This window comes from Sedimentitalea todarodis (genome assembly GCF_032595355.1).
In the GTDB taxonomy this organism is placed as follows: Bacteria; Pseudomonadota; Alphaproteobacteria; order Rhodobacterales; family Rhodobacteraceae; genus Sedimentitalea; species Sedimentitalea todarodis.
This window is the reverse complement of record NZ_JASMWN010000006.1, coordinates 67,235-93,656: the sequence shown is the minus strand read 5'-3', so window position 1 is coordinate 93,656 and position 26,422 is coordinate 67,235. Positions and strand designations below refer to the sequence as shown.

The window sequence follows — 26,422 nt, the reverse complement described above, 5'->3', positions numbered from 1 at the left end:
GCGAGCCTATCCCAGATAGGCGCGCAATGCCGGAGGCGGGTTATCAAGCAGGCTGATCGTTTCCCGCGGCGGATGGGCCGCGCCCTCGGCGACCAGAATGACCTGATCCGCGATCCGCCGGGCATCCTGCGGGTCGTGGCTGACCATCAGCAGGGTGGCCTTGGTCTCGGCAACGAGTGTGTCCACTAGATCGAGCATTTCGACCTTCAGGGCTGGCCCCAACGCAGCAAAGGGTTCATCCAGCAACAACAACGGTCGCCCCTGGATCAACACCCTTGCCAAGGCCGCGCGACTTTGCTGGCCACCGGAAAGCGCAGCAGGCTTGCGCGTGCCCATACCTTCCAGACCGACGCGCGCGAGGGCCTGATTGACCCGATCCCACTGCGCTGCACTCAGCCGCAGATCAGGGTTCAGTCCCAGACCGACATTCTGTGCGATGCTCAGATGCGGAAAGAGGTTGCCGTCCTGAAACAGCATTGCAAGCGGGCGGGCGCCGGGTGTAGCGCCGGTCAGGTTCTCGCCATTCCAGCACAAGCGGCCGCTAACAATCGGGTGAAATCCCGCAATGCCACCGATCAGCGTCGATTTACCCGCGCCCGATGGCCCGATGATGGCGGCCTTGCTGCCGGCCGCCAGCGTGAAATCCGCCGAAAGTTCGAAACCGCCATTGTCGATGACCAGTTTCTCAAGCTTCAGCATGCCAGCGTCCTCCGCGATCCAGAAGCCAGAACAACGCCATCGACATGGCCAGCAAGAGCAATGCCGCCGCCGCCGCCGCCTGCATTTGATAGGCGCCCATCAGGCGATAGACCTGCAACGGCAATGTCGCGCGTTCGGAATCGGCAAAAAGCGTGATAACCCCAAGATCCCCCATCGACAACGCCGCCGACAATCCGGCGGCAAAACCAATCTGTGCGCGCATCCGGGGCAACAGAACCCGCCGCAGAAACGGCCGCCCCGCCATGCCAAGTGTCAGCGCCAGCCGCCCATAACGGTCAATCACCTGTCGGGCGCGTGGCACGAGGATGCGCAAGGCAAAGGGCAGGGCCATCAGTGCGTTGACCAGCGCCGTCACAGGCAAGGCAAGAAGGGCCGGGTCCACCACCGGATAGATCACGACAAAAAAACCCGTCCCGATAACCAGTGGCGAGGCCGCCAACCCCAAAAGGCCGGAAAATTCGACAAACCCACCACGGCCAAGTGCCACTGCAATCGCCATCGGCAGCGCCAGCGCAAGGGTGACCAATGTGCTGATCCCGGCGACAAAGACCGAATTCAGGGTGGCCGCGAGTACCGTGACCGGCAGGTCCACCAGACCCGGAAGGCCAGCCAGGACAATTGCCGCCAGCGGCACCAGCAAGAACCCTGCCGCCAGCATGATGAGACCGCCATCCAACACGCGCGCGGCTTTGCCCCGCGCATCCCACCGCTGCACCGGGCGATCAAGACCGCTGCCAAACCCATCCCCGCGTGCGGTGCGCAGCGCGATCAGCGCGGCGGTTCCGGTCAGGGCGATCTGAATGCAGGACAGAAGCGCGGCACGCCCAAGGTCAAAATCAAACCGGAACGCCTGATAGATCGCCAATTCGATGGTGGTGGCCCCGGGTCCGCCCCCCAACGTCAGCGCAACGGCGAAACTGGTCAGACAGATCGCAAAGATCACGGCCAGCACGCTGGGCACGATCTGTCGCAGCATCGGCCATTCCAATAGCTGCCACATCGCGCGCGGCCCGGCACCAAGCTGTGCGGCGAGGCGGAATCGCTCAGCCGGAATTTCCTGCCAGCCCTGCAAGATCAGCCGCGTTGCCAGAGGCAGATTGAAAAACACATGCGCCAGAACCACGCCGTGCAACCCATAGATTTGTAGTGGAGGGAGGCCGATCCAGCCAAGCGCAACGCTGATCCAGCCGTTGCGCCCGAAGACCGCCAGCAGGCCCAGTACCGCAACGATGACAGGCAGGATGAAAGGGGCCCCCAGGAGCGCGATCAGGATGCGGCGGCCAGGAAAACGCCGCCGCGCCAAGGCCCGGGCAACCGGCACCGCAATGGCAACGCTGAACCCGGCAGAGAGCGCGGCCTGAACCACGGTGAACTGCACCGCGCCCCAGTCAGACGGCCCCAATCCGCGCCCGGACTCGGCGCGCAGGGCGACTGCAACCAACGCACCCAGAATCAGCGCTGCGACAATCGCCGCCGCGCCAACCCCGCTGCGATGGCCTATTGGCTGAGCGCGCCGAGCCATTCCGCCAACGCTTCATCCCGCAGTGTCGCGACTTCGTCTGTGGGAATGATCAGTGCCTTTTCCGGTTTGGCCAAAGTTTCGAAACCCTTCGGAAGCCCGTCTGCGGGGGTCACCGCCGGATACATCCAATTCGTTGTCGGGATCACGGATTGAAACGCATCCGTGACCATGAAGTCCAGAAACGCCTCCGCCAGTTCGGGGTGATCGGAATTGGCGAGCTTTGCTGCCACCTCGATCTGCAGATAATGCCCCTCGTCAAAAATCGCCGCCGCCTTGCCGGCATCCTCTTCCGCGATCAGATGATAGGCAGGCGAGGTGGTATAGGACAGGACCATATCCGCTTCCCCATCCAGAAACAGCCCGTAGGCTTCGCTCCAGCCTTTGGTCACGGTGACGATATTATCTGCCAGTCCTTGCCAGATGACCGGTGCCTCATTGCCATAGGCCGCCTTGATCCACATCAGCAACCCCAGCCCCGGTGTCGAGGATCGCGGGTCCTGAATGATAATCTTGGTATCGCTTTCTCCGAGTGCGCGAAAGTTGGAAGGAGCGGACCCGTCGGCCTGATGCACAAAGGCAAAATAGCCCCAGTCATAGGGCACGAATACCGGATCGTTCCACGGCACCGGCAGCGCGTATTCGGCGCTGACCGCGTGAGGTGCAAACAGGCCGGTTTCCATCGCCGCCTCGGTCAGGTTGGTATCCAGCCCCAGAACGATATCCGCGTCACTGCGCGCGCCCTCAAGCTTGATTCGCGCCAGAAGGGCAGCACCATCACCGGCCCCGACCAGCTTCAGGTCACAGCCGCAACGTTCTTCAAACGCCGTCTCGATCACCGGGCCAGGGCCCCATTCCGCGACGAAACTGTCATAGGTGTAAACGGTCAGTTCCGGTGTCTCGGCACTCGCCGCCGTGGCACAGGACAATCCCGCTGCAATCGCAAGATACTTCATGGCATCCTCCATTTGCGGCGATGGGCAAGGATGGAAGACGATCCAGACCTTCCCTACGCCGGTGTTAGCCGGTTCAGGTTCAACGGGTCCGCATCGCGCGTCTCAGCCAATCAAGGCACCCCGAGGTAGGCCGGACCCTAGATCGCGGCCTACGGAAAGACAAGCTCTCCGCCCCTTCATCTTTGTCAAAATACTCCGGGGGAGCCGTCCGCAGGGCGGCGGGGGCAGCGCCCCCTGCAGCACGACAATCGCTTGCGACGCTTCCATCCCCCCGCTAAAGCACAAGCCAAAAGGAGCTTTGCCCATGTCGATCAACAGCTTTGGCCACCTGTTTCGCGTCACCACCTGGGGCGAGAGCCACGGCCCCGCCATCGGGGCGACGGTCGATGGGTGTCCGCCGGGTGTCATGGTCGACGAAGCGATGATCCAGCACTGGCTCGATCGGCGCAAACCGGGTCAGAACAAATACACCACCCAACGGCGCGAGCCGGATCAGGTGCGCATTCTGTCGGGCGTGTTTGAAGGCCAGACAACCGGCACCCCGGTTCAGCTGATGATCGAGAACACCGATCAGCGCAGCAAGGACTATGGCGACATCAAGGAGAAGTTCCGACCGGGCCACGCCGATATCACCTATTGGCAGAAATACGGCATCCGCGACTATCGCGGTGGGGGCCGGTCTTCGGCACGGGAAACCGCCTCGCGCGTCGCGGCGGGCGGGCTGGCCCGCGAGGCGATCCGGGCGCTGGTGCCGGATGTCCAGATCGCCGGATACATGGTGCAGATGGGGGAACACGCCATCGACCGGGGGCAGTTCGACTGGGCCCAGGTCGAACAGAACCCGTTTTGGGCCCCTGACGCAAAGGCGGCCAAAACCTGGGCCGCTTATCTGGACGGGCTGCGCAAATCCGGAAGCTCGGTCGGTGCCATTGTCGAGGTCGTTGCGCGTGGCGTTCCAGCGGGTTTGGGCGCGCCGGTCTACGGCAAGCTCGACACAGATCTGGCCGCCGCGATGATGAGCATCAACGCGGTCAAGGGGGTCGAAATCGGAGAAGGCATGTCGGCGGCGATGCTGACCGGCGAGGCCAATGCCGACGAGATTTTCATGGGGCAGGGCGGCCCGAGATACAGTTCCAATCACGCGGGCGGTATTCTCGGGGGGATCAGTACAGGGCAGGACGTTGTGGTACGCTTTGCCGTGAAACCGACCAGTTCCATCCTGACCACGCGCAAGACCATCACCAAATCCGGTGAAGAAACCGAGATCATCACCAAGGGCCGTCACGACCCCTGTGTCGGTATCCGCGCGGTGCCGGTAGGCGAGGCGATGATGGCCTGCGTCATCCTCGACCACATGTTGCTGCACCGTGGGCAGGTGGGTGAGAATCGCGGCAGGGTCGGCTGACTCTTGGCGGCCATTCCCCGCATCCCCTTTCCGATCTATGCCACGATTGCGATTGGCTGTCGTCTGGTGCGGGCCGGTTGATTTTCAGCCGCCGACATGAGGCTCTTGGGAAATTCTGTTCTGCACATCGCGATGCCCGCCCTGCTGTTCAGGGCGCTGGCGACCCGGGATTTTGCGCAGGAGTTCCAGCAGGGGTACGTGCTGGCCTATCTTGGTGGCGGGCTTTCCGTCATCGTGGTCGCCTACCTGTGGTTCACCCTGAAAGATATCGACCCCGTGCGCAGGGCACTGGCGGTGATGGGCCGCTCCTGCTCAAACTCCGGCTTTGTCGGATATCCGATCATGCTTCTGGCGTTTCCGGATGTCGCGGGGATCGTGCTGGCGCTGAACATGCTTGTGAAAAACATCCCTCTGAACCCGCTTTGCCTGGTCTTGATCGACTTTGTCCATCGCCAAACAGGCGAGTGTCATGGTGCACGGCTGGGCGTGAGCCTTTCGACCGCGATGCCGATGTTCGGACTCTACGTGGTGTTTGCGCAAGAGCAGGGGCTTGAAGGGGCCGCGCCCATTGCCATGCTTGTCGCTACATCCGGTGGGTTTCTGTTGCTGAACGCACTGATGCGCTGGCTGATCTGAGCAAATCCCATTGATCTTTGAGCCTGCGCGGCGCAGGAATGCGCAATGGCGAAAATGTTAACATCGCATCGACCGGGACTCGCCGTTTCGCTCAAGTTGTGTGCGGTCGGCCTGTTCACGATCATGGCGGCGCTGATCAAGGCCACGTCGGCAGAGGTGCCTCCGGGCGAAGCGGTGTTCTTCCGATCGTTCTTTGCAATCCCAGTGATTGTCATCTGGCTGGTCGCACGAGGTGAATTGCGAAACGGCTTGGTGAGCAAACAGCCAATGGGCCATTTCTGGCGCGGGCTGCTGGGCACGATGGCGATGGGGCTGACCTTTGCGGGGCTGGGTTTGCTGCCGCTGCCCGAGGTCACCGCGATCGGCTATGCAACTCCGATCTTTACGGTAGTCCTCGCTGCGCTGATGCTGGGCGAAACCATCCGCATGGTGAGAATTTCGGCGGTTCTGATCGGCCTGGTTGGCGTGATGATCATGGTTTGGCCGCGCCTTGGCGGCGGCAGTCTGGAGGACGGGGCGACGTTGGGGGCGATGTTCATCCTGGCGGCAACGATCGCCCGTGCTTTTGTCCAGATTCATATCCGCAAGCTGGTTCAGACCGAACACACGGCGGCGATCGTGTTCTATTTCTCGGCGACGGCCTCGCTCATCTCGCTCCTGACGCTGCCATTTGGGTGGGTCATGCCGAGTGCCGGCACGCTGGGCCTGTTGATCATCGCCGGGCTCATTGGCGGCATTGCCCAGATACTGGTCACGTCGTCCTATCGGTTCGGCCCCGCTTCGATGCTCGCCCCCTATGACTATGCCTCGATGATATTTGCCATCCTGCTTGGCTATTTCTGGTTCGGCGAATTGCCGACCGCCGTCATGTTGACCGGGGCCGCGCTGGTTGTTGCGGGCAACATCCTGGTGATCTGGCGCGAACACCAACTTGGCCTGGAACGCGCGCGGGCAAGGGCAGTCACCGATCCGAAAAGCTGAGCGTTGGCACCTTCACCTGTCTTCACATGCGCGTGTGTGTGCCAAAATCTCCTGCCTTCAAATGATCCGCGACGCGTATCGAGGCGTACCCCCTGTTATCGCGCATCCGAGAAACGGTGCCCTGACGCTCGCCAAATGAGCCCAAGAGCCTTGATCAGCGGGTGCCATGCCAACAGACCAAAGGGAGATCAGCATGTCATTTCTAAGTTTTCTGTCAGATATCTTGGACCGGTTCTTTCCACCCGCGCCGGAATCGAAACCAACGCTGTCGATTGGTGAAATCGCTGCGGCAAACGATAATTTCGACATACTCGAAGCCGCTCTGAGCGCGGCCGGGCTTGCCGATACGTTCACGGCTCCCGGTGATTTTACCGTTTTCGCCCCAACCGATGCGGCCTTTGTCGAACTGGCGTCCAACACGCTGGGGCTTGACGTGGCGGGCAAGACAGAAACTGAAATCGCGACGCTTCTGGTCGAAACGTTGGGGGTCGAGACGCTGACGGATGTTCTGACTTATCACGTGCGGGCCGGGAGCGCCGAGGTCAGCGACCTGCAAGCGGAAGGAACCGTTACAACGCTGTTGGGCGCGACGTTTGACGTGAACGGTACGACGCTTGTCGACGCAGATCCCGACGTTGAGAACCCGGACTTCATCGCCGGTTTGACCGATATTCAGGCCACCAATGGCGTCATTCAGGCCATCGACCGGGTTCTGCTGCCAATCGATGTCGCCGAAGCGATGGTTCGTCCGACGATCGCGGATGTTGCCGGTTCAAATGACAGTTTCGAAGTGTTGAATGCCGCGCTTGCGGCAACGGGTCTTGATGCGGTGGTGGATGATCGCGATGCCTCGTTTACGGTATTCGCTCCCACGGATGACGCCTTTCGCAAACTTGCAGCGGATTTGAACCTTGACGTCACCCATCTCGACGACGCGGATATCGCGGGCGCGCTGGTCGCGGCTTTGGGTGCGGAACTGGTCACGGATGTCCTGCTGTATCACGTCAAGGCAGGCGGAGCGTCGGTTGCCGAACTTCAGGACAGCGGCTTGATCGAAACCGCGCTTGATGGCGCACGTCTGGGCATCGACGGGACCGAGCTGATCGACGCCGACCCCGAGATCGCCAATGCCAATTTCATTGAGGGGCTGACAGATATCAGCACCGCAAATGGCGAAATTCAGGCCATCGACCGGGTTCTCATCCCGCTTGATCTGGGCGAGCCCACCGGCGGCATCATCAAGGGAACGCACAAGAAGGACATCCTGATCGGCAGCGGCGGAGATGACATCATCTTTGGTCGAAAGGGCAATGACATCATTCTTGGTGGCGACGGCGACGACTATCTTGTCGGCAATCGCGGCAGGGATACGCTCGTCGATGATGACGGCGACGACCGGTTCGTCGGAGGTTTCGGAGCGGACACGTTCGACTTCACCAATCTGTCTGGCGACAATATCGTCCGGGATTTCTTCTGGCGTGATGAATTGTTGCTGTCTCGCGACGACTTCGCAACAGAGCAACATGTCCTGGACGCTGCGACGGTGACCAAGCGCGGCCTCAAGATCGAGTCGGGCGAGGATTCAGTCCTCTTGCAATACGTGCACAAGATCGACGCGGACGACTTTGTCCTTGTCTGACCCTTGAACGATCAGGGCCCCGGAGATTTTCCGGGGTCCACATTTTTTCCTGCAGATGCCGGTCGCTCAGCTTCGCACCAGTTTTTCGTAGTCTTCCGCAATCTCACGGGTCAACGCGCCGACTTCGAATGTGTAGTCGCCGATTTGCCCGACCGGTGTGACCTCGGCGGCTGTGCCGGTCAGCCAGCATTGCTCGAACCCTTCCAGCTCTTCCGGCATGATGTGCCGCTCGTGCACCGGGATCTGGCGATCCTTCAGCATGCCGATCACCGTCTGCCGGGTCAGGCCATTCAGAAAGCAATCGGGATCAGGCGTGTGGACCTCGCCATCCTTGACGAAGAAGATGTTGGCCCCCGTCGCTTCCGCCACATAGCCGCGATAATCCATGAACAGCGCATCCGAGCAACCCTTGGCTTCGGCCTCGTGTTTCGACATGGTGCAGATCATGTAGAGACCGGCGGCCTTGGCGTGCACGGGGATGGTTTCCGGGCTGGGACGCTTCCATTTGGAAATGTCGAGCTTTGCGCCCTTCATCTTGGCGTCGCCGTAATAGGCGCCCCATTCCCAGACGGCGATCGCCATACGCACCGGGTTGCGCGCCGATGCGACGCCCATGTCCTCACCCGCACCACGCCAGGCAAGCGCGCGCACATAGGCATCCTTGAGCCCGCTGGCGGTGAGCACCTGTTGTTTGGCGGCCTCGATCTCATCGACCGAATAGGGGATTTCGAAACCCACCAGTTCGGCAGACTTCCTGAGACGCTCGGAATGTTCGCGTGATTTGAAGATCTTGCCGTTGTAGGCGCGTTCCCCTTCAAACACCGACGATGCATAGTGCAGTGCATGGGTCAGGAGATGTACGTTCGCACCCCGCCAGTCTACCAGCTTGCCATCCATCCAGATCTGGCCATCACGATCATCATAACCCGACATTGCGCATCCTCCTGTGCATTGGGCGCTTTTCATTTGTTGCGTGATTATGTCCGAACCGGACATTTTATTACGCCAAAATCGTGATTCGATACCTCTTCGCTCTTGGAATGTCAACAAGGCTGACGTATGCTGCAACAAATTGGGGAAGAGGCACATCATGTCTGACGGGCGTGCAGCGCAGGTCTACAGCGGCGAAAGCCTGTTGTTCCTGACGGATGAGCAGCTGAGACAGGGGATTGAGGCGATGTTTTTTGCCTATCGCGGATTTACCGCCGACCCTGACCGTATTCTGGGTGAAATGGCCTATGGCCGCGCCCATCATCGCGCGGTTCACTTCATCAACCGCGCACCGGGCACCACGGTCAACAACCTGCTGGCCATTCTGGGCGTCACCAAGCAATCGCTGAACCGGGTACTACGAACGCTGATCTCGGACGGGCTGGTGGAAAGCCGCATTGGCACCAGCGACAAGCGCGAACGCCACCTGTTCCTGACCGAAACCGGTTTGCAACTGGAACAACAGCTGAGCGACGCGCAGCGGGCCAGGATGCGCGCGGCCTTTCGGGATGCGGGCCCCGAAGCGGTCGCCGGGTTCAAACAGGTCCTTGAGGCAATGATGGATGCTGACATGCGGCGTGCTTATGTCAAACTGAGGGATGGTGTTTGATGGCTGAACTGGACGCACATCTGCTGATTGTGGATGACGACGAGCGGATCCGGGATCTCTTGCGCAAGTTCCTGATTCGGCATGGGTTCCTCGTTACCGCTGCACGGGATGCAGCACATGCCCGCCGGATCCTGGCCGGTCTGGATTTTGACCTTATCGTGTTGGACGTGATGATGCCGGGCGAGGATGGCGTCACACTGACCCGCAGCCTGCGGGAAACCCTGGCGACGCCGATCTTGCTGCTTACGGCGCGCGGCGAAATCGAAAACCGGATTTCCGGGCTTGAGGCGGGCGCCGACGACTATCTGGCAAAGCCGTTTGAACCCAAGGAGCTGCTCTTGCGGATCAATGCGATCCTGCGGCGGATGCCAGATACGCCGGCCGGGGATACGGTGCCAAAGATCCTGCATCTGGGGCCGATCCGCTATGATATCGAGCGTGGCGAGATGTGGCAGGGCAGCGATCTGGTGCGGCTCACGGCAACCGAGAGCCAGTTGATGAAGATTTTTTCGTCCTGCCCCGGCGAACCGGTCAGCCGCAACAAGCTGGTTGAGGATCTTGGTCGCGACAGGGGACAGGCACAGGAGCGGGCGGTCGATGTTCAGATCACCCGGTTGCGCCGCAAGATCGAAACCGACCCCAAACAGCCCCGTTATCTGCAAACGGTGCGGGGCGCGGGATACATGCTCGCGCCCGACTAGGGTACGCTCAAGGGCCAATCGGCCCTGAACAAGACGCAAGGAAGGACTCAGCAATGAAAACTGCGATGCTGACACATGCCGACTGTCTGACACATGTCACGCCCGAGGGTCATCCCGAGCGCGTGGCAAGACTCGAGCATGTCCTGCACACGCTGGAGCCGCTGGAGGTGAACCGGGTAACCGCGCCGATGGCTGCGGATGACGATATCTTGCGCATTCATCCGGAAAGCTACCTTGATGGATTGCGCCGCGCGCTTCCTGCCGACGGTCAGGTGGCGCTCGATGGCGATACATGGATGTCGCCCGGAACGTTGAACGCGGCCTATCGCGGGGCGGGTGCCGCAGTGCGCGCGGTCGATATGGTTCTGGGCGGTGAAGCGCCAAACGCCTTTGCCGCAGTGCGCCCACCCGGACACCACGCGGAAACCGAAACGCCGATGGGGTTCTGCCTGTTCGGAAATGCGGCGCTGGCGGCGAAACACGCGCTCGATCATCATGGGCTAAGCCGCGTGGCCGTGGTGGATTTCGATGTGCATCACGGCAATGGCACCCAGGATCTCTTGTGGGATGAACAGCGCGCGTTGTTGATTACCAGCCAGCAGATCCCGCTGTTTCCGGGCACGGGCCGCGCCAATGAAACCGGGGCCTATGATACGATCCTGAATATTCCCCTTCCGCCGGGTTCGGATGGCGCGCTGATGCGTCAGGAATATCAGGACAAGGCGTTTCCGCGCCTGCGGGCGTTTGCGCCGGAACTGATCATCATTTCGGCAGGGTTTGACGCACATGTGGATGATCCGTTGGCAAATCTCGAATGGCAGACCGAAGATTTCGCCTGGGTCACCGCCGAACTCTGCAAGTTGGCGGATGAGCTTTGCGATGGCCGGGTGGTCTCGACACTTGAAGGCGGATATGATTTGCACGCGCTGTCCGCGTCGGTGCTGGCGCATGTACAGGAACTGATGAAGGCCGCGAAATGACCGATACCCCCGTTTCAGAGATGAGTTTTGAACAGGCAATGAAAGAGCTTGAGACCGTGGTCGAGCGGCTGGAGCATGGAGATGTGGCGCTGGACGATTCGATCACGCTCTATGAACGCGGAGCGGCGCTGAAGAAGCGATGCGGCGAAGAACTGAAACGGGCCGAAGAAAAGGTCGCCGCGATCAAGCTCGACAGCGACGGCAACCCGACAGGCACGACCCCGGTCGACGCGCAATAGATGTTTTCACAACGACTGGCGGAGGCCGCAGAGCGGATCCAGAGCCATTTCGATGATGTTCTTGGCGCGTTTGAACCGGTTCCTGTGGTTCAGGCGATGGGTTATGCCACCCAGGGTGGCAAACGTCTGCGTGGCTTTCTGGTCCTTGAATCCGCGCGCCTGCACGGCATTCCGGCGGAACGCGCGATCTGGTCCGCCACAGCGATCGAGGCGCTGCACGCCTATTCGTTGGTGCATGATGATCTGCCCTGCATGGACGATGACGACCTGCGGCGCGGGCGACCCACCGTGCATATCAAATGGGATGAGGGCGTGGCGGTTCTGGCGGGCGATGCCCTGCAAAGCCTCGCCTTCGAGTTGGTCAGCCGTCCCGAAAACGGAGCGGCTGACAGACGTGCCGAGCTGGCCATTTCGCTGGCGCGGGCCAGCGGTGCACAGGGTATGGTGCTGGGCCAGGCGCTCGACATCGCGGCAGAAGCGGCAACAGCGCCGCTGACCCTTGATCAGATCACCGGGTTGCAGGCGGGCAAGACCGGCGCCCTGATCGAATGGTCGGCCTGCGCAGGCGCGCGACTGGCCGGAGCCGATCCGGACGCGTTGCGTCGATATGCCGGGGCGCTTGGGCTTGCATTTCAGATTGCCGACGACATCTTGGACGTAGAAGGTGATGCAGCGAAGGCCGGAAAGCGCCTGCAAAAGGATGCTGGCGCAAACAAGGCCACGTTTGTGTCTTTGCTGGGGCTGGATGGGGCCAAGGCCCGTGCGGCGGAACTGGTTGCGCAGGCTTGTGCTGCACTGGATCCCTATGGAACCGAGGCTGATACATTGCGCGCGGCCGCCCGCTTCGTTATTGCCCGCGACAGTTGAAACAGCCCCGTATGGAGGCGCAGATGGCAGACAGACCAAATACGCCCTTGCTGGACGGTGTGATCCGCCCCGCAGACATGAAACAGCTCAGCGATGCTGAGCTGACCCAGCTTGCTCATGAATTGCGCGCCGAAACCATTTCGGCAGTCTCCGTTACCGGTGGTCATCTGGGCGCCGGGCTTGGCGTGGTTGAACTCACCGTTGCCCTGCACGCGGTCTTTGATACGCCGCGCGACAAGATCATCTGGGATGTGGGGCATCAATGCTACCCGCACAAGATCCTGACAGAACGGCGCGAACGCATTCGCACCTTGCGGATGAAGGACGGGCTGAGCGGATTTACCAAACGGAGCGAGTCGCCCTATGATCCGTTCGGGGCAGCGCATTCCAGCACGTCGATCAGCGCGGCGCTGGGCTTTGCGGTAGCCCGCGATCTGGGGGGCATTACGCCGGAGGGACTCGGGGACGCCGTTGCGGTGATCGGAGACGGGGCGATGAGCGCCGGCATGGCGTTTGAGGCCATGAACAACGCCGGCCATCTGGACAAGCGGTTGATCGTGATCCTGAACGACAACGAGATGAGCATCGCGCCTCCGGTCGGTGCCTTGTCCTCGTACCTGTCGCGGCTCTACGCCGAAGAGCCATTTCAGGAACTGAAGGCTGCGGCCAAGGGCGCTGTGTCACTGTTGCCGGAACCGTTCCGCGAAGGGGCAAAGCGCGCCAAGGATGTTCTCAAGGGCATGGCCGTTGGCGGCACGCTGTTTGAACAGCTCGGATTTTCCTATGTCGGGCCGATTGACGGGCATGATATGGATCAGCTCCTGCCGGTCCTGCGGACGGTCAAGGCCCGCGCGCATGGCCCGATCCTGATCCATGTGCTGACCAGGAAGGGCAAAGGGTATGCGCCCGCCGAGACGGCTCAGGACAAGGGTCATGCAACCGCCAAGTTCGATGTTATCACCGGAGAGCAGAAAAAGGCGCCTTCGAATGCGCCAAGTTATACCAGCGTTTTTGGCAAGACGCTGACTGGGCTGGCCAAGGCCGATGACAAGATCGTCGCCGTGACCGCCGCGATGCCGGACGGCACCGGGCTGAATCTGTTCGCGGAACGCTTTCCCAGCCGGTGTTTCGATGTCGGTATTGCCGAACAGCATGGGGTGACATTTGCGGCGGCATTGGCGGCAGGTGGAATGAAGCCGTTCTGCGCAATCTACTCGACCTTCCTGCAGCGTGGGTATGATCAGGTCGTCCATGATGTTGCGATCCAGCGACTGCCGGTTCGCTTTGCGGTCGACAGGGCGGGGCTGGTCGGTGCCGACGGTGCGACGCACGCTGGCAGCTATGATATCGCTTATCTCGCCAACCTGCCGGGCTTTACGGTCATGGCTGCGGCGGATGAAGCGGAATTGATGCACATGGTGGCAACCGCCGCGGCGCATAACGACGGGCCGATCGCCTTTCGTTTTCCCCGTGGCGAAGGGGTCGGTGTGGAACTGCCCGAGCAGGGTGTGCCGCTGGAAATCGGCAAGGGCCGCGTGATTCAAGAGGGCAAGCGCGTGGCGATCCTGTCCTTTGGCGCGCATCTGGCCGAAGTTCAGGCCGCCGCCGAGGGTCTGGCCGCAAAGGGGATCAAACCCAGTGTTGCCGATGCCCGGTTTGCCAAACCCCTGGATCGCGATCTGATCCTGTCACTGGCGAATGGGCATGAGGCCCTGATCACCATCGAGGAAGGCGCGGTCGGTGGTTTTGGCAGCCATGTCGCACAATTGCTGGCGGAGGAAGGCGTGTTCGATACCGGGCTGAAGTTCCGGTCGATGGTCTTGCCCGATACGTTCATTGATCAGGCAAGCCCGGCGGATATGTACAAGGTCGCCGGCATGAGTGCCGCGCAGATCGAGGCCAAGGTACTGGATGTACTGGGCGTGGCGAGCATTGGTGAACAGCGCGCCTGATCAGCCCTTGTGCAGCGCCTCAAGCCCGACCCGATAGTTCGGATAGCGAAGCGTCACGCCAAGTTCACGCTTGATCCGGTCATTTCGCACGCGTTTGTTTTCGCTGTAAAAGCTGCGGGCCATTGGCGTCATGTCCGCCTCGTCAAAGGGCACCGCCGGCGGCAGGGGCAATCCCTGCAGCTCTGCGGCATAGGCGATGACGTCCTGCGGGGGCACGGGTTCATCGTCGCAGACGTTGTAGATCGCACCGGGATCGGGGCGCTCCATGGAGGCGGCCAGCACATTTGCGATATCGGCGACATGGATGCGCGAGAACACCTGTCCGGGCTTGATGATCCGGCGCAGGCTTCCGCGTTTCAGTTTGGAAAACGGGCCGCGCCCGGGGCCGTAGATCCCTGCGAGACGAAAGATGTGCAAAGGCAAATCCGCAATCGCGGCCCATTGCTGCTCGGCCTGAACACGCAAGGTTCCGCGCTTTGAGGCCGGAATGGCAGGCGTGGTTTCATCTACCCAGTCGCCGTGATGATCGCCATAGACCGCTGTTGTTGACAGGTATCCGACCCATTTGAACTGTGCCGCGCGATCGGCGATTTCCGCGCCGAGTTCGTGCAAAACCGGGTCGCCGTCGGCACCCGGAGCGGTTGAGATCAGAAGATGCGTTACCCCATCCAGAGGCGGTGTTTCACCCGGCCAGAGGATCGGTTCGGCCCCGGACTGGCGGATCTTGTCCAGTTGGTCGCGATCACGCGTGGTGCCGATGATGCGCCAACCCTGCGGTGCCAGCTGCTCTGACAACGCCCGCGCGGTATAGCCGTGGCCCATGGAGAGAAGTGTATTTGTCATCAGTCTTTGATGATACGCGACCGGCCCGGATGCAAGTGCCTGAAGGACGCACTTGATTCGAATCACGCCTGGACCCTTCATGGAAGGATGAGCGATGATGCACCTGATCTGAAAACCGCCTATGCGCTGAACACGCCGCAGGAGTCCAAGCGGCTCTATGCCCAGTGGGCGGGTGATTATGATCAGTCTTTTGCCGCGCGCGAAGACTATCATCTGCATATTCACACTGCGCGGGCCTTTGTGGCGGCGGGTGGTCAGGGCCCGGTGCTGGATGTCGGTGCAGGGACCGGGTTGTGTGGTGGGGTATTGGCCGAACTGGGCGTCGGCCCGATCGACGCAACCGATATCAGCGCCGAAATGCTCGACCAGGCGATGAGCAAGGATATTTACCGCGATGCCATCGAGGCGGATCTCAACCTGGGGATACCCGTCCAGCGCGAGAGCTATTCCGGTATCGTGTCCTCCGGCACATTTACCACCGGTCATGTGGGGCCGGACGCACTCGATGCTCTGCTGCGGGTGGCGCGGCACGGGGCGCAGATTGCGCTGTCAATCAATGCCAAACACTATGAGTCGGCCGGCTTTTCGGCCAAACTGGAGCATCTTGCCAAGACGCGTATTCAGAGCCTGACCCTCAAGGAAACGCGGATCTATGGCGACTTGGCCGCGGGCGAACACCGTGATGATCTGGCGCTGATTGCGCTGTTCGAAAAGGCCTGAAACGAACCGCCCTATCGGCCCTTCCATACAGGATCGCGCTTTTCGGCAAAGGCCCGTGCGCCTTCGAGCTGATCTTCGGACGAATAGAGAACGTCGACCGACTGCAATTGCCGCCCGGTGATCCGGTTCATCGCATCCTGAAACTTGGAATCCTCGGCATCGCGCACGATTTCCTTGATTGCCGAATAGACCAGCGGCGGACCGCTTGCGATCAGGTGCGCCAGTTCCAGCGCGCGATCCATCAGCTTGTCCGCAGACAGGACCTCGTTGACAAGCCCCCAGCGGTGTGCCTCCTCGGCATCGAACCAGCGCCCGGTCAGCAACAGTTCCATGGCGATGTGATAGGGGATACGCTTGGGCAGCTTGACGCTTGCGGCATCGGCAACCGTGCCCGACCGGATTTCCGGCAGCGCAAAGGTGGCGTGCTCTGTTGCAAGGATCATATCGGCGCTCAGCGCCAGTTCCAGCCCGCCGCCGCAGGCAATGCCATTGACTGCCGCGATGACGGGCTTGTTCATGCCGCGCAGTTCCTGCAGGCCGCCGAACCCGCCGACGCCGTAGTCGCCATCGACAGCATCCCCGTCTGCGGCAGCCTTCAAATCCCAGCCCGGGCAGAAGAATTTGTCCCCCGCACCAGTCAGAACCGCCACCTTCAGGTCGGGATCATCCCGGAAGTCGCGGAAGACTTCTCCCATGATGCGGCTAGTGGCCAGGTCGATGGCGTTTGCCTTGGGCCGGTTCAACGTGACGAGGAGGACCGCTCCGTCGCGGGTGGTGGTGATGGGGGATGTTGTCATGTTCTGGCCTTTCGGATCAGCGCATCCACCGCAACCGCCCGATCGGGGGTGCAGATCAGCGGATTGATTTCAACTTCGCCAACGTTCTCCGCGTTGGCAACTACATAGTCCTGGACCGCCATAACCGCGCGCAGGATCGCGGCCATATCCGCAGCTGGTCTGCCGCGATATCCCGTCAACAGCGGGCCGCATTTGAGTTGCCCAAGAGCCTGCGCGACCTGTGCCTCGGTCACCGGCAGCAACAGCGATATCGTATCGCGCAGCAATTCCGTCAGAATGCCTCCCGCACCAAGCGTCAGCACATAGCCATGCGCGTCGTCCCGCGTCACACCGATCAGTATTTCGGCAACACCGTCCGCGACCATCTCTTCGATCAGGTAGCCATCCGTGCCGATCTCTTGTGCGGCCTGTGCCAGCTGGTTCGCAGACAGTCCGAGCCGAACCGCCCCATGTTCCGACTTGTGCGCCAGCCCGACGCCTTTCAGAGCAAAGGGCGGGTGGAGGGTCTCTAGCGCCGCCATCAACCCATTCTTGCCGTGAACCGTACGAAAGACCGGAACGGTCAACCCATGTTCCATTAGCGCGGCCTTTGCCGCCGCTTCGGTCAACACGTCGTCAGCCTTGGTAATGCCAGGCAGCATAATAGGCACCGGATCAGGCGCGCTCACCCGCGCCGCGGCCTCGGTGGCGGCCAGCGCTTCGGCCAGCCCCGACATGGGAACAACCCCTTGTGCCATCAGGTGCTCCGCGACGGGCAGCGGCATCAGTTCAGGCAGGCTCGCCACAACGGCAAAAGGGGCGCCGGTTTCGGACCGCACGGCAATCGCCGCCTCCGTGGCGCAAGTCCAGTCGCCGGCGTCGGTATGCGGATAATCCACGATGCTCAGAGCCAGGCTGACATCACCCTCCACCATCGCTGACCAGGCCCGCGCCATCGCAGCCGGATCCCGCCAGACGTAGGTGTGATAATCCAGAGGGTTGGCCAGGGCAACCAGCGGCCCCAACGTGGATTTCAAAGAGTGTTCCTGCGCGTCGCTGAGCGGTGGAAACTCGAGGTCCCGCGCGGTGGCCATATCCGCAATCAGGCTGGCCTCCCCGCCCGAGCAGCTGATCGATGCGATGCGGTTCGAGGCAAGCGGGCCAACGCAATGCAACAGTTTCAGCGTTTCGATGAATTCCGGCACCGCGTTCACACGCGCGATGCCCAGCCGGTCCAGAAACGCCTGTGCTCCGGCATCACTCCCCGCCAGCGACGCCGTATGCGAAATCGTCGCGCGCTGCGCCTGCCCGGATTTGCCGACCTTGATGGCAACCAACGGTATCCCTTGCTGATGGGCCTTTTGCGCCAACGCTTCCCAATCGCGCAGGTTGCCGAACCCCTCGACATGCAACCCGATCGCAGTCACGCGCGCATCGTCGAGCAATGCAGTCGCGATCTCCGCCTGACTGGTCTGTGCCATGTTTCCACAGGTGATCATGTAGGCAATCGGCAAGGCGCGTTGCTGCATGGTCATGTTGATCGCCATATTCGAGGATTGCGTCAGGATCGCAACACCCCGTTCTACCGGCTGCATCCCGTGTTGATCCGGCCAGATTGCGGCCCGGTCCACCGCGTTGACAAACCCATAGCAGTTGGGACCAAGCATGGGCATGTCGCCGGCCGCCGCGACCAATCGCGACTGAAGGTTTACACCGTCGGCATCCTCGGCGTTTGCCTCGGTGAACCCCGAAGCAAAGCAGACCGCGCCTCCACTCCCGAGCCCCGCAAGCTCTGCAACAATTTCGATTGTGGCGTGCCTGTTCACGCCGACAAAAGCGGCGTCAATCGCAACGGGACAATCACCCGCTCTTGGCACCGCGTGAAGTCCGGCGATTGCCTTGCCGTCGGGATGAACCGGCACAATCGTCCCGCCAAAACCGATGCGCCGCGCTGCCCCGATGATGGATGCACACCAGTTGCCGCCGCCGATCACGGCAATGTTTCGCGGGGCCAGCATTCGGGTCAGATCGCGCCTCATTGTGCTGATTGGGCTCCTCGGTCAGACAATCTTCCCGTGCAATACGAATTCTGAACCCGTCGCCGCAAAGCTGCAGAAACGGTACAGGCGGGGACGCCGATGACCGTGCGAGGAAAAGGGAACTTTCCCGCTTTCCGGGGGGCGATCATCCGGTCGCCCTCCTTTTTTCTTGCTGAAAATATCCCGGGGAGCGCGAGGGGCTGGCCCCTCGCTTCGGTCGGATGGGCGCAGCCCATTCGAAATCCGGTCACGCGCCCATCGCTCGCAGCAGATCGCGGCTGATGATATGGCGCTGGATCTCGCTGGTCCCGTCCCAAATCCGCTCGACCCGCGCATCCCGCCAGAACCGTTCGAGCGGATAGTCATCCATCAACCCCATGCCACCGTGGATCTGAATCGCCGTGTCGGTCACCCGTGACAGCATCTCACTCGCATAAAGCTTGGCGCTCGCGATCTCACGATTGGCCGGCAACCCCTTGTCCAGCCGGTCCGCGGCGGCCAACGTCAATAGATCGGCGGCATCGATCTCGGTGATCATGTCGGCAATCTGGAACGACACGCCCTGGAACTTGCCGATCTTCTGGCCGAACTGTTCCCGTGTCGCCGCGTAGTCCAGCGCATAATCAAACACCCGTCGCGCCCGCCCGACCGACATCGTGGCGACGGTGATGCGCGTGGCATAAAGCCAGGTGTTCATCACCTCGAAGCCGCCATCGATCTCGCCCAGAACCTGTGCATCGGGCAGGCGGCAGTCATCAAACTCCAGGATCATGTTCTTATAGCCGCGATGGGACACGGATCTGTAGCCGTCGCGAATGGTAAAGCCGGGCATGTCCCGGTCGACAAGGAACGCGGTGATCCGCTTCTTTGGTCCCTTCGGGGTCTGATCCTCGCCCGTCGCGATGAAAACGATGATGAAGTCCGCGTGCTCTGCCCCCGAGATGAAGTGCTTTGTCCCGTTCACCACCCAATCGCCGCTCTCACGCACCGCGGCGCATTTCATGCCGCGCACGTCCGAACCCGCGCCCGGTTCCGTCATTGCCAGCGCATCCATGCGCTCGCCGCGCACGGCGGGCATCAGATAGCGCTCGACCTGCTCGCCCTCGCAGGCCATCAGGATGTTCTGCGGACGGCCAAAAAAGTGGTTCAGTGCCATTGATCCGCGCCCCAATTCCCGCTCCACCAGCGCAAATTCGATGTGGTTCAGACCGGCACATCCGACGCTCTCGGGAAAGTTGCAGGCATAGAATCCCAACTCTAGCGTCTTGCGCTTGATCTCCTTTGCGATCTCGTCCGGCACCTCGCCCGTGCGTTCCACCAGATCTTCATGCGGATAAATCTCCTTCTCGACAAAGGCGCGCACTGTCGAAACGATCATCTCCTGCTCTTCGTTCAACCCGTATTGCATCTGGATCCGCTTCTTGTTCTGGCTGAATTGTAGGTCTTCGCCGCCGGTGTCAGGCGTCAGTTGGCATAGTCCGATCCTTCATCGTCCAGGATCGCCTTGAGTTCGCCCAGATGACGCTCTGCCTGCTCCGGGTATTCTTCCAACTCGCGCGCAGTCTTTTCGGCGATGTCATCGGGCAAGACCCGCAGAGGCTGGCCGGTCTGCAGCGCGCGGACATAGGTTTCGGCGGCACGTTCAAAGAAATACAACCGGTTGAAGGTATCGGCGACCGTGTCACCGATGATCATGACGCCGTGGTTGCCCATGATCATCACCTTGCATTTCGGATCGGTCAGCAACGCGGCACAACGCTCGCCTTCGTCCTCGAACGCCAGCCCACCATATCCGTCATCAATGACATAGCGATTGAAAAACGTGGCGCAGTTCTGGTCGATCGGCGGCAAGCGGCTGTCCGCGAGACTCGCCAATACCGTGGCGTGAATCGAATGGACATGCATCGCACAGCGCGCGTGGGGGCAGTGCCGATGAATGCCGCCATGCAACCCCCACGCCGTTGGGTCAGGCGCATCCGGGCCGCTCAGGGTCTCCGGGTCGTTGGCGTCCAGTTCCAGCAGATCACTCGCCCGTATTCGGCTAAAATGCACCTGGTTGCGATTCATCAGGAATTTGGTGCCTTCCTCATTGGTCGCCATGGAAAAATGGTTGGACACGCCTTCATGCATGTTCAGTCGTGCGGTCCAGCGAAAGGCAGCGGCCAGATCGACCCGTTCATGCCAATGATCCATGTTCGGGCGCAATGTTGTAACGGCCATGTGAGGCTCCTCCGGTTGAGTCAAACTCTGCCCGTGATGATACGGTAAATCGAACGAAAAAATCGACCCTTTCGCATTAGCTTGGCTTATGGCAAGATTATGCCATGCAAGCTCCCCTGCCACCTCTGGGCTGGCTGCGCACGTTCGAAGCTGCCGCCCGCAACCTGTCATTTACGGGTGCCGCGCGTGATCTGAACATGACCCAAAGTGCGGTCAGTCAACAGATCAAGGCGCTGGAATCCTATCTGGGTCGGCTGTTGTTTCACCGGCGACCCCGCGCGCTGGAACTCACCGAAAGCGGCCTGACCTATCTGCCGGTGGTGCGCGAGGCGTTTCGCACGCTGGCGCGCGGCACCCGTGCGATCACCGGAACCGATCAGGATGTGGTACAGGTTCAGTCCAACCTGACATTTGCCGTGCACTGGCTGGCCCCCCGGTTGGCCCGGTTTCGCGCCGCGCATCCGGAAGTGCAACTGAACCTCTCGACCGAACTTTGGGAGCCGCGCGCGATAACCGAAGGAATCGACGTCGAAATCCGCTTTTCCCTGCGGCCCGCAGATACCATACGCGCAGAGTTGCTGCGTTCCGATCACTACTACCCGGTCTGTGCACCGGGTTATCCGGTCACGCTCGCCGATCTGGCCATGCATCCGCTCTATGACTGTTCCAACCTGTTGTGCAATTGGGCAGCCTGGGCCGAGGATCAGAACCTGTCATGGTCCGACCCTCCCGTGACCTATGCGACCACGTATACACTGTCCCTGTCGGTCGCGGCTGCCGGTGGCGGTCTGGCACTGGCTCATGACGCGATTGCCGGGGGTATGCTCAAGTCCGGCGGTCTCGTTGCGCCGTTTGCACATCGCGCGCCGATGCAGGAGGCCTACTACCTGATCCTGTCGCCGCAGGCCGAACACTCACCTGGCACGGTCGCCTTTGCCTCATGGCTCAGGGCCGAGATGGCAGCCGATCAAAGTGGTTTGCTGGGCACCCAGGCATAGCCGTTTTCACAAAGGATATAGGCCTCGCGCAGCCCATGCGGTTTGTCCGCCGGGCCTTGCAGAACCAGATGGCCCGCGTCTTCTGCTCGCGCGGCGGCCTCGTCTGGGTCGGTGTCGTACAGCCGTATCTCGATACCCGCACCGCGCGGCGGGTTATCGGGCAGCAGACCAAGCAGCGGGTTGGAATGGTAGGTGCCGTCGCTGTGCAACTGAAAGACCTGCGTGCCATAGGTCACGATGGCAAAGTCGGCGCTGATCCGATGGCTTTGCATGCCGAATATCGCGTCGAGAAAACGGCATTGTGCAACGACATCACGGACCAGAAGGTTCAGTCCGATGCCGGTCAGGCTGCGCCCAAAGTCGTCCGCGCTGATCGTCTTGTAATCCATGTGCGCCAGCCTCTCGGAAATTCTGCGCTCTGGCAAGCGCAATGCGTGCCTGCTACGGAGGCGAAGGGGTTGCGCCCATCCAATCAATCAGGACAATTGGGCTATGACACAGAACCTGTTCCCCGCTTGGCCCGAGGCCGCCCCAGACCTGATTGCCGTTGCCGCCGGTCGCGCGCCCGCTGACACGGTTGTTCGCGGCGGCGTCTGGGTAAACGTGCACAGTCGAGAAATCCTGTCAGATCATGATGTCGCGATAACACGTGGTCGCATCGCCTATGTCGGGCCGGATGCCGCCTATTGCACGGGACCCGATACGCAGGTGATCGAGGCTGCGGGGCGCTATATGATTCCGGGCCTGTGCGATGCCCACATGCATATCGAAAGCGGCATGCTGACGCCTGCGGAGTTTTCCCGCGCGGTGATTCCCCACGGCACCACCAGCATGTTCACCGACCCGCACGAGATCGCCAATGTGCTGGGGCTGGCCGGTGTGCGGATGATGCATGACGAGGCGCTGATGCAGCCGGTCAATATCTTTACCCAGATGCCGTCCTGCGCACCGTCCGCGCCGGGTCTGGAAACCACGGGTCATGAAATTGCGCCTGAAGACGTTGCCGAAGCGATGAACTGGCCCGGCATCATCGGGCTGGGCGAGATGATGAACTTTCCCGGTGTTGCCAATGCCGACCCCAAGATGCTGGCCGAGATCGCCGCGACGCAAAAGGCCGGCAAGACCGTGGGTGGGCACTATGCATCGCCCGATCTTGGGCCCGATTTTGCGGCCTATGTCGCGGGCGGCCCGGCGGATGATCACGAAGGCACCTGCGAAGCCGATGCGATTGCCCGTGTCCGGCAGGGGATGCGGTCGATGATGCGGCTGGGCAGCGCTTGGTATGATGTGGAAAGCCAGATCACCGCCATCACGGAAAAGGGTCTGGATCCGCGCAATTTCATCCTCTGCACCGATGATTGCCACTCTGGCACGCTGGTCAACGAAGGACACATGAACCGCGTGGTGCGGCACGCCATTGCCTGCGGATGTGATCCTCTGATCGCGCTGCAAATGGCAACTCTGAACACGGCCGCCCATTTCGGGCTCGAGCGCGACATCGGATCAATCACGCCGGGCCGCCGCGCCGATGTGATCCTGAGTTCGGATTTGACCACGCTTCCCATTGAACTGGTGATTGCGCGCGGTCAGATCGTCGCGCGGGATGGCGTGTGTCTGGTGGACTGCCCGCACTACGATTGGCCGGATACTGCGCGCAATACGGTGCATCTGGGCCATGACCTGACCCACGCCGATTTTGAGATCAAGGCCCCCGATGGCGCAAACCATGCCCGTGCGAACGTGATCGGTGTTGTCGAAAACCAGGCCCCGACCAAGGCGTTGCAGGTGGATCTGCCTGTGCGGGACGGGCTGGTCGAAGGAGAGGGCGACGTCTGCCAGATCGCGCTGGTCGAACGGCATCGCGCCACCGGCGGCGTCGTGAACGGCTTTGTATCGGGCTTTGGCTATGGTGGGCGCATGGCGATGGCGTCAACCGTGGCGCATGACAGCCACCACATGATCGTCGTCGGCACCGACCGGGACCAGATGGCGCTTGCCGCCAACCGCTTGGCCGAGGTCGGTGGCGGAATCACCGTGTTTCGCGACGATACCGAACTGGCGCTGGTCAAGCTGCCCATCGCCGGATTGATGTCAGACAGCCCCGCACAACAGGTTGCGCGGGATGCCGAACGCATGATGCAGGCGATGCGGGACTGTGGCTGTGATCTGAACAACGCCTACATGCAGCATTCGTTGCTGGCGCTTGTGGTGATACCTGAACTGCGGATTTCCGACCTGGGCCTGGTGGATGTTCGTAAATTTGAGAAGATCGACGTGTTAGAGGCACCGGCATGAGCGAAATACAAAGCCCTGATCCCGTCGAGCCACAAGACTTCACCGTTGCCAAAGAGGCAGTCGCGCACCTGTGCGCCCTCTACAGCCAAGCGACAGAGTTTCTGACCCAGCGGTTTCGCGACGCGATGCAGAATGGCGCGCCGGATCACCGCATCCGCGCCTTTTACCCCGAGGTTCGGATCACCACGTCAAGCTATGCGCAGGTGGATACCCGGCTCAGCTTTGGTCATATCGTAGCGCCCGGCACCTATGCCACGACGATCACGCGGCCTGATCTGTTCAATAACTACCTGACGCAGCAGATCGGCCTTTTGATCCGCAATCATAGCCTGCCGGTCACGATTGGCATGTCCGACACACCGATGCCGGTACACTTTGCAGTGGCACAGGATGCCGGTCTGACGGTCCCGCAGCAAGGCGCAGCAGACTTCATCCTGCGCGATGTCTTTGATGTGCCGGACCTTGCGACGACCAACGACGACATTGTCAACGGCACCCATGTCGCGGCGAATGGCACAGGTCCGCTGTCGCTCTTCACGGCGCAGCGCATCGACTATTCACTGGCCCGCCTGTCGCACTACACGGCGACCGATCCTGCGCATTTTCAAAACCATGTTCTGTTTACCAACTACCAGATCTATGTATCCGAGTTCGAGGCCTATGCCCGCACGCAACTCGCAGAGCCGGACAGCGGGTACTGCAGCTTTGTCTCGACCCACAACATCGAGATCACCGATCCGGACGCCCCCATCGAGCAACCACTGAAGCTGCCGCAGATGCCAACCTATCATCTGAAGCGGCCCGATGGTTCGGGGATCACACTGGTCAATATTGGCGTCGGACCTTCGAACGCCAAAACCGCCACCGACCATATTGCCGTGCTGCGACCGCATGCCTGGCTCATGGTTGGTCATTGCGCCGGGTTGCGCAACAGCCAGGCGCTTGGGGATTTTGTCCTCGCACACGCCTATCTGCGCGAAGATCATGTGCTGGATGACGATTTGCCTGTGTGGACACCAATCCCGGCCCTTGCTGAAATCCAGATTGCGTTGGAACAGGCGGTTGCCGAGGTCACCAAGCTGGACGGTTTCGATCTGAAACGGATCATGCGCACGGGCACCGTGGCCACCATCGACAACCGCAACTGGGAACTGCGCGATCAGTCCGGTCCGGTGCAACGTCTTAGCCAGAGCAGGTCGATCGCACTGGATATGGAAAGCGCGACGATAGCGGCAAACGGTTATCGGTTCCGGGTTCCCTATGGCACGCTGTTGTGTGTTTCCGACAAGCCTCTGCACGGTGAGTTGAAGCTGCCCGGCATGGCGTCGGACTTCTACAATACGCAGGTTTCACGTCATTTGAGCATCGGCATACGGGCGATGGAATCCCTGCGAAACATGCCGCTCGAACGGCTGCACAGCAGGAAATTGCGGTCTTTTGACGAAACAGCCTTCCTCTGACCCAACGAAATTGGCCCAAAACAGCTAAAAACAGCAATTTTGGGCTTGTCAGTCCCCACTATTCGTTGTGTTCATATACCATATACCGTTAAACAAGCGGAATGAGGCCCAAGAGTTCGGGCGGACGAAGGAGAGCAAAAACAATGTCGAAGCCAATGACCAAAACCCAACTCGTCGCCGCACTGGCCGAGGAAATGGACACAGACAAGAAATCCGCAGGCGCAGCACTGGATGCCATCACCGGGCTGATCACACGTGAAGTGTCGGGCGGTGGTGCCGTGACTCTGCCTGGCGTTGGCAAAATCTACTGCCGCGAACGCCCCGAGCGCATGGTCCGCAACCCTGCGACCGGCGAGCAGTTCAAGAAAGAAGCCGACAAGGTCGTCAAGATGACCATCGCCAAGGCGCTCAAGGACAGCGTCAACGGCTGATCTTGCACCACATTGAATTATGCGAAAGGGTCGCCCCGAGGCGGCCCTTTTTCGTTGGGCGCGGTTGAGGAGGATATGCAATGGCACAGGCAACTGGGATCGGGGGCGTGTTCCTGCGTGCGGACGATCCGGAAAAGCTGTCTTCTTGGTACAGTACCCACTTGGGAATTGACTTGTCCCAAGGCGCTTGGATACAGGCGGCGGGCCCCACGGTCTTTGCCCCGTTTCCCCGGGACTCCGACTATTTCGCGCAAGACAGGCAGGTCATGCTGAATTTCAGGGTCGACGATCTTGACGGGCTGATTGCCCAACTTTCTGCTGCCGGCATCACCGCCGAAACCCGCTCCGAATGGAATTCGGAAATCGGCCGCTTCGCCCGCATTCATGATCCCGAGGGCAACCCGATCGAGTTGTGGGAACCCGCCGGACCGGCGGCAGGCTGAGC

26 protein-coding genes and 1 riboswitch are annotated in these 26,422 nt (G+C 61.0%); of the genes, 16 read left to right on the top strand and 10 right to left on the bottom strand.

Features of this window, described 5'->3' with window-relative positions:
* Positions 1 to 6: 6 nt before the first annotated feature.
* Genes QO231_RS09935 through thiB form a run of 3 tightly spaced genes read right to left on the bottom strand, consistent with a single transcriptional unit; the run spans position 7 to position 3,195 of the window.
* Positions 7 to 699, bottom strand: a complete 693-nt coding sequence (locus QO231_RS09935) for a thiamine ABC transporter ATP-binding protein (RefSeq protein ID WP_316775654.1) — start codon at positions 697 to 699, stop codon at positions 7 to 9.
* The gene (locus QO231_RS09930) at positions 686 to 2,242 is read right to left on the bottom strand and encodes a thiamine/thiamine pyrophosphate ABC transporter permease ThiP (protein WP_316775653.1); all 1,557 of its coding nucleotides are present in this window, start codon (positions 2,240 to 2,242) and stop codon (positions 686 to 688) included. Before QO231_RS09930 ends, QO231_RS09935 begins: the two co-directional genes overlap by 14 nt.
* Positions 2,218 to 3,195, bottom strand: a complete 978-nt coding sequence (gene thiB / locus QO231_RS09925; RefSeq protein ID WP_316775651.1) for a thiamine ABC transporter substrate binding subunit — start codon at positions 3,193 to 3,195, stop codon at positions 2,218 to 2,220. The genes QO231_RS09930 and thiB overlap by 25 nt, the downstream gene beginning before the upstream one ends.
* A 33-nt stretch (positions 3,196 to 3,228) precedes the next feature.
* Positions 3,229 to 3,328, bottom strand: a riboswitch (TPP riboswitch).
* Positions 3,329 to 3,499: 171 nt separating this feature from the next.
* On the opposite strand from thiB, the gene aroC reads away from it, so the two are divergent.
* From aroC to QO231_RS09905, 4 genes are all read left to right on the top strand, one after another.
* Complete coding sequence (aroC, locus tag QO231_RS09920; protein ID WP_316775649.1) at positions 3,500 to 4,600, top strand: chorismate synthase; 1,101 nt, start codon at positions 3,500 to 3,502, stop codon at positions 4,598 to 4,600.
* Positions 4,601 to 4,705: 105 nt separating this feature from the next.
* On the top strand, positions 4,706 to 5,236 hold the full coding sequence (locus tag QO231_RS09915; RefSeq protein WP_316775647.1) for an AEC family transporter: 531 nt from the start codon (positions 4,706 to 4,708) through the stop codon (positions 5,234 to 5,236).
* 45 nt (positions 5,237 to 5,281) lie between these two features.
* Complete coding sequence (locus tag QO231_RS09910; RefSeq protein WP_316775645.1) at positions 5,282 to 6,217, top strand: DMT family transporter; 936 nt, start codon at positions 5,282 to 5,284, stop codon at positions 6,215 to 6,217.
* Positions 6,218 to 6,410: 193 nt separating this feature from the next.
* On the top strand, positions 6,411 to 7,856 hold the full coding sequence (locus QO231_RS09905; protein ID WP_316775643.1) for a fasciclin domain-containing protein: 1,446 nt from the start codon (positions 6,411 to 6,413) through the stop codon (positions 7,854 to 7,856).
* 66 nt (positions 7,857 to 7,922) lie between these two features.
* On the opposite strand, the gene QO231_RS09900 is transcribed toward QO231_RS09905, so the two are convergent.
* Positions 7,923 to 8,789 carry a branched-chain amino acid aminotransferase gene (locus tag QO231_RS09900; protein ID WP_316775642.1) on the bottom strand — a complete coding sequence of 289 codons (867 nt, stop codon included), beginning with the start codon at positions 8,787 to 8,789 and terminating at the stop codon, positions 7,923 to 7,925.
* Positions 8,790 to 8,946: 157 nt separating this feature from the next.
* On the opposite strand from QO231_RS09900, the gene QO231_RS09895 reads away from it, so the two are divergent.
* Genes QO231_RS09895 through dxs form a run of 6 tightly spaced genes read left to right on the top strand, consistent with a single transcriptional unit; the run spans position 8,947 to position 14,195 of the window.
* Positions 8,947 to 9,456, top strand: coding sequence for a MarR family winged helix-turn-helix transcriptional regulator (locus QO231_RS09895; RefSeq protein ID WP_316775640.1), 510 nt, complete (start codon positions 8,947 to 8,949; stop codon positions 9,454 to 9,456).
* Positions 9,456 to 10,157, top strand: a complete 702-nt coding sequence (locus QO231_RS09890; RefSeq protein WP_316775638.1) for a response regulator — start codon at positions 9,456 to 9,458, stop codon at positions 10,155 to 10,157. Before QO231_RS09895 ends, QO231_RS09890 begins: the two co-directional genes overlap by 1 nt.
* 53 nt (positions 10,158 to 10,210) lie before the next feature.
* Positions 10,211 to 11,137 carry a histone deacetylase family protein gene (locus QO231_RS09885; protein ID WP_316775637.1) on the top strand — a complete coding sequence of 309 codons (927 nt, stop codon included), beginning with the start codon at positions 10,211 to 10,213 and terminating at the stop codon, positions 11,135 to 11,137.
* Entirely contained in the window at positions 11,134 to 11,376 is a 243-nt protein-coding gene (locus QO231_RS09880) for an exodeoxyribonuclease VII small subunit (RefSeq protein WP_316775635.1), read from the top strand. The genes QO231_RS09885 and QO231_RS09880 overlap by 4 nt, the downstream gene beginning before the upstream one ends.
* Positions 11,377 to 12,243, top strand: a complete 867-nt coding sequence (locus QO231_RS09875) for a polyprenyl synthetase family protein (RefSeq protein WP_316775633.1) — start codon at positions 11,377 to 11,379, stop codon at positions 12,241 to 12,243.
* Between the two features lie 23 nt (positions 12,244 to 12,266).
* A complete protein-coding gene (gene dxs / locus QO231_RS09870; protein WP_316775630.1) occupies positions 12,267 to 14,195 on the top strand; it encodes a 1-deoxy-D-xylulose-5-phosphate synthase in 1,929 nt (642 codons plus the stop codon).
* Here dxs and QO231_RS09865 read toward each other — a convergent pair whose 3' ends face one another.
* On the bottom strand, positions 14,196 to 15,038 hold the full coding sequence (locus QO231_RS09865) for an SDR family oxidoreductase (protein ID WP_316775628.1): 843 nt from the start codon (positions 15,036 to 15,038) through the stop codon (positions 14,196 to 14,198).
* An 87-nt stretch (positions 15,039 to 15,125) separates the two neighbouring features.
* On the opposite strand from QO231_RS09865, the gene QO231_RS09860 reads away from it, so the two are divergent.
* The gene (locus tag QO231_RS09860; RefSeq protein ID WP_316775626.1) at positions 15,126 to 15,758 is read left to right on the top strand and encodes a class I SAM-dependent DNA methyltransferase; all 633 of its coding nucleotides are present in this window, start codon (positions 15,126 to 15,128) and stop codon (positions 15,756 to 15,758) included.
* Between the two features lie 11 nt (positions 15,759 to 15,769).
* Here QO231_RS09860 and QO231_RS09855 read toward each other — a convergent pair whose 3' ends face one another.
* The 4 genes from QO231_RS09855 to QO231_RS09840 form a co-directional block, all read right to left on the bottom strand.
* Positions 15,770 to 16,555 carry a carnitinyl-CoA dehydratase gene (locus QO231_RS09855; RefSeq protein WP_316775624.1) on the bottom strand — a complete coding sequence of 262 codons (786 nt, stop codon included), beginning with the start codon at positions 16,553 to 16,555 and terminating at the stop codon, positions 15,770 to 15,772.
* On the bottom strand, positions 16,552 to 18,573 hold the full coding sequence (locus tag QO231_RS09850) for an acetate--CoA ligase family protein (RefSeq protein ID WP_316775622.1): 2,022 nt from the start codon (positions 18,571 to 18,573) through the stop codon (positions 16,552 to 16,554). The genes QO231_RS09855 and QO231_RS09850 overlap by 4 nt, the downstream gene beginning before the upstream one ends.
* A 247-nt stretch (positions 18,574 to 18,820) precedes the next feature.
* Positions 18,821 to 19,981, bottom strand: coding sequence for an acyl-CoA dehydrogenase family protein (locus tag QO231_RS09845; RefSeq protein ID WP_316775620.1), 1,161 nt, complete (start codon positions 19,979 to 19,981; stop codon positions 18,821 to 18,823).
* Between the two features lie 56 nt (positions 19,982 to 20,037).
* Positions 20,038 to 20,793, bottom strand: coding sequence for a class II aldolase and adducin N-terminal domain-containing protein (locus tag QO231_RS09840; RefSeq protein WP_316775618.1), 756 nt, complete (start codon positions 20,791 to 20,793; stop codon positions 20,038 to 20,040).
* A gap of 104 nt (positions 20,794 to 20,897) precedes the next feature.
* On the opposite strand from QO231_RS09840, the gene QO231_RS09835 reads away from it, so the two are divergent.
* Positions 20,898 to 21,791, top strand: coding sequence for a LysR substrate-binding domain-containing protein (locus QO231_RS09835; RefSeq protein ID WP_316775616.1), 894 nt, complete (start codon positions 20,898 to 20,900; stop codon positions 21,789 to 21,791).
* On the opposite strand, the gene QO231_RS09830 is transcribed toward QO231_RS09835, so the two are convergent.
* A complete protein-coding gene (locus QO231_RS09830) occupies positions 21,761 to 22,180 on the bottom strand; it encodes a glyoxalase (RefSeq protein WP_316775615.1) in 420 nt (139 codons plus the stop codon). The genes QO231_RS09835 and QO231_RS09830 overlap by 31 nt on opposite strands.
* A 103-nt stretch (positions 22,181 to 22,283) precedes the next feature.
* Between QO231_RS09830 and ade the strand changes: the two genes are divergently transcribed.
* The 4 genes from ade to QO231_RS09810 all read left to right on the top strand — a co-directional run bounded on the left by ade (position 22,284) and on the right by QO231_RS09810 (position 26,420).
* Positions 22,284 to 24,086, top strand: a complete 1,803-nt coding sequence (gene ade / locus QO231_RS09825) for an adenine deaminase (RefSeq protein ID WP_316775613.1) — start codon at positions 22,284 to 22,286, stop codon at positions 24,084 to 24,086.
* On the top strand, positions 24,083 to 25,546 hold the full coding sequence (locus QO231_RS09820) for an AMP nucleosidase (RefSeq protein ID WP_316775611.1): 1,464 nt from the start codon (positions 24,083 to 24,085) through the stop codon (positions 25,544 to 25,546). Before ade ends, QO231_RS09820 begins: the two co-directional genes overlap by 4 nt.
* Before the next feature lie 143 nt (positions 25,547 to 25,689).
* Positions 25,690 to 25,977 carry an HU family DNA-binding protein gene (locus QO231_RS09815; RefSeq protein ID WP_316775609.1) on the top strand — a complete coding sequence of 96 codons (288 nt, stop codon included), beginning with the start codon at positions 25,690 to 25,692 and terminating at the stop codon, positions 25,975 to 25,977.
* Between the two features lie 80 nt (positions 25,978 to 26,057).
* Positions 26,058 to 26,420: a VOC family protein gene (locus tag QO231_RS09810; RefSeq protein ID WP_316775607.1), complete on the top strand. Its 363-nt coding sequence runs from the start codon at positions 26,058 to 26,060 to the stop codon at positions 26,418 to 26,420.
* The last annotated feature ends 2 nt before the right edge of the window (positions 26,421 to 26,422 follow it).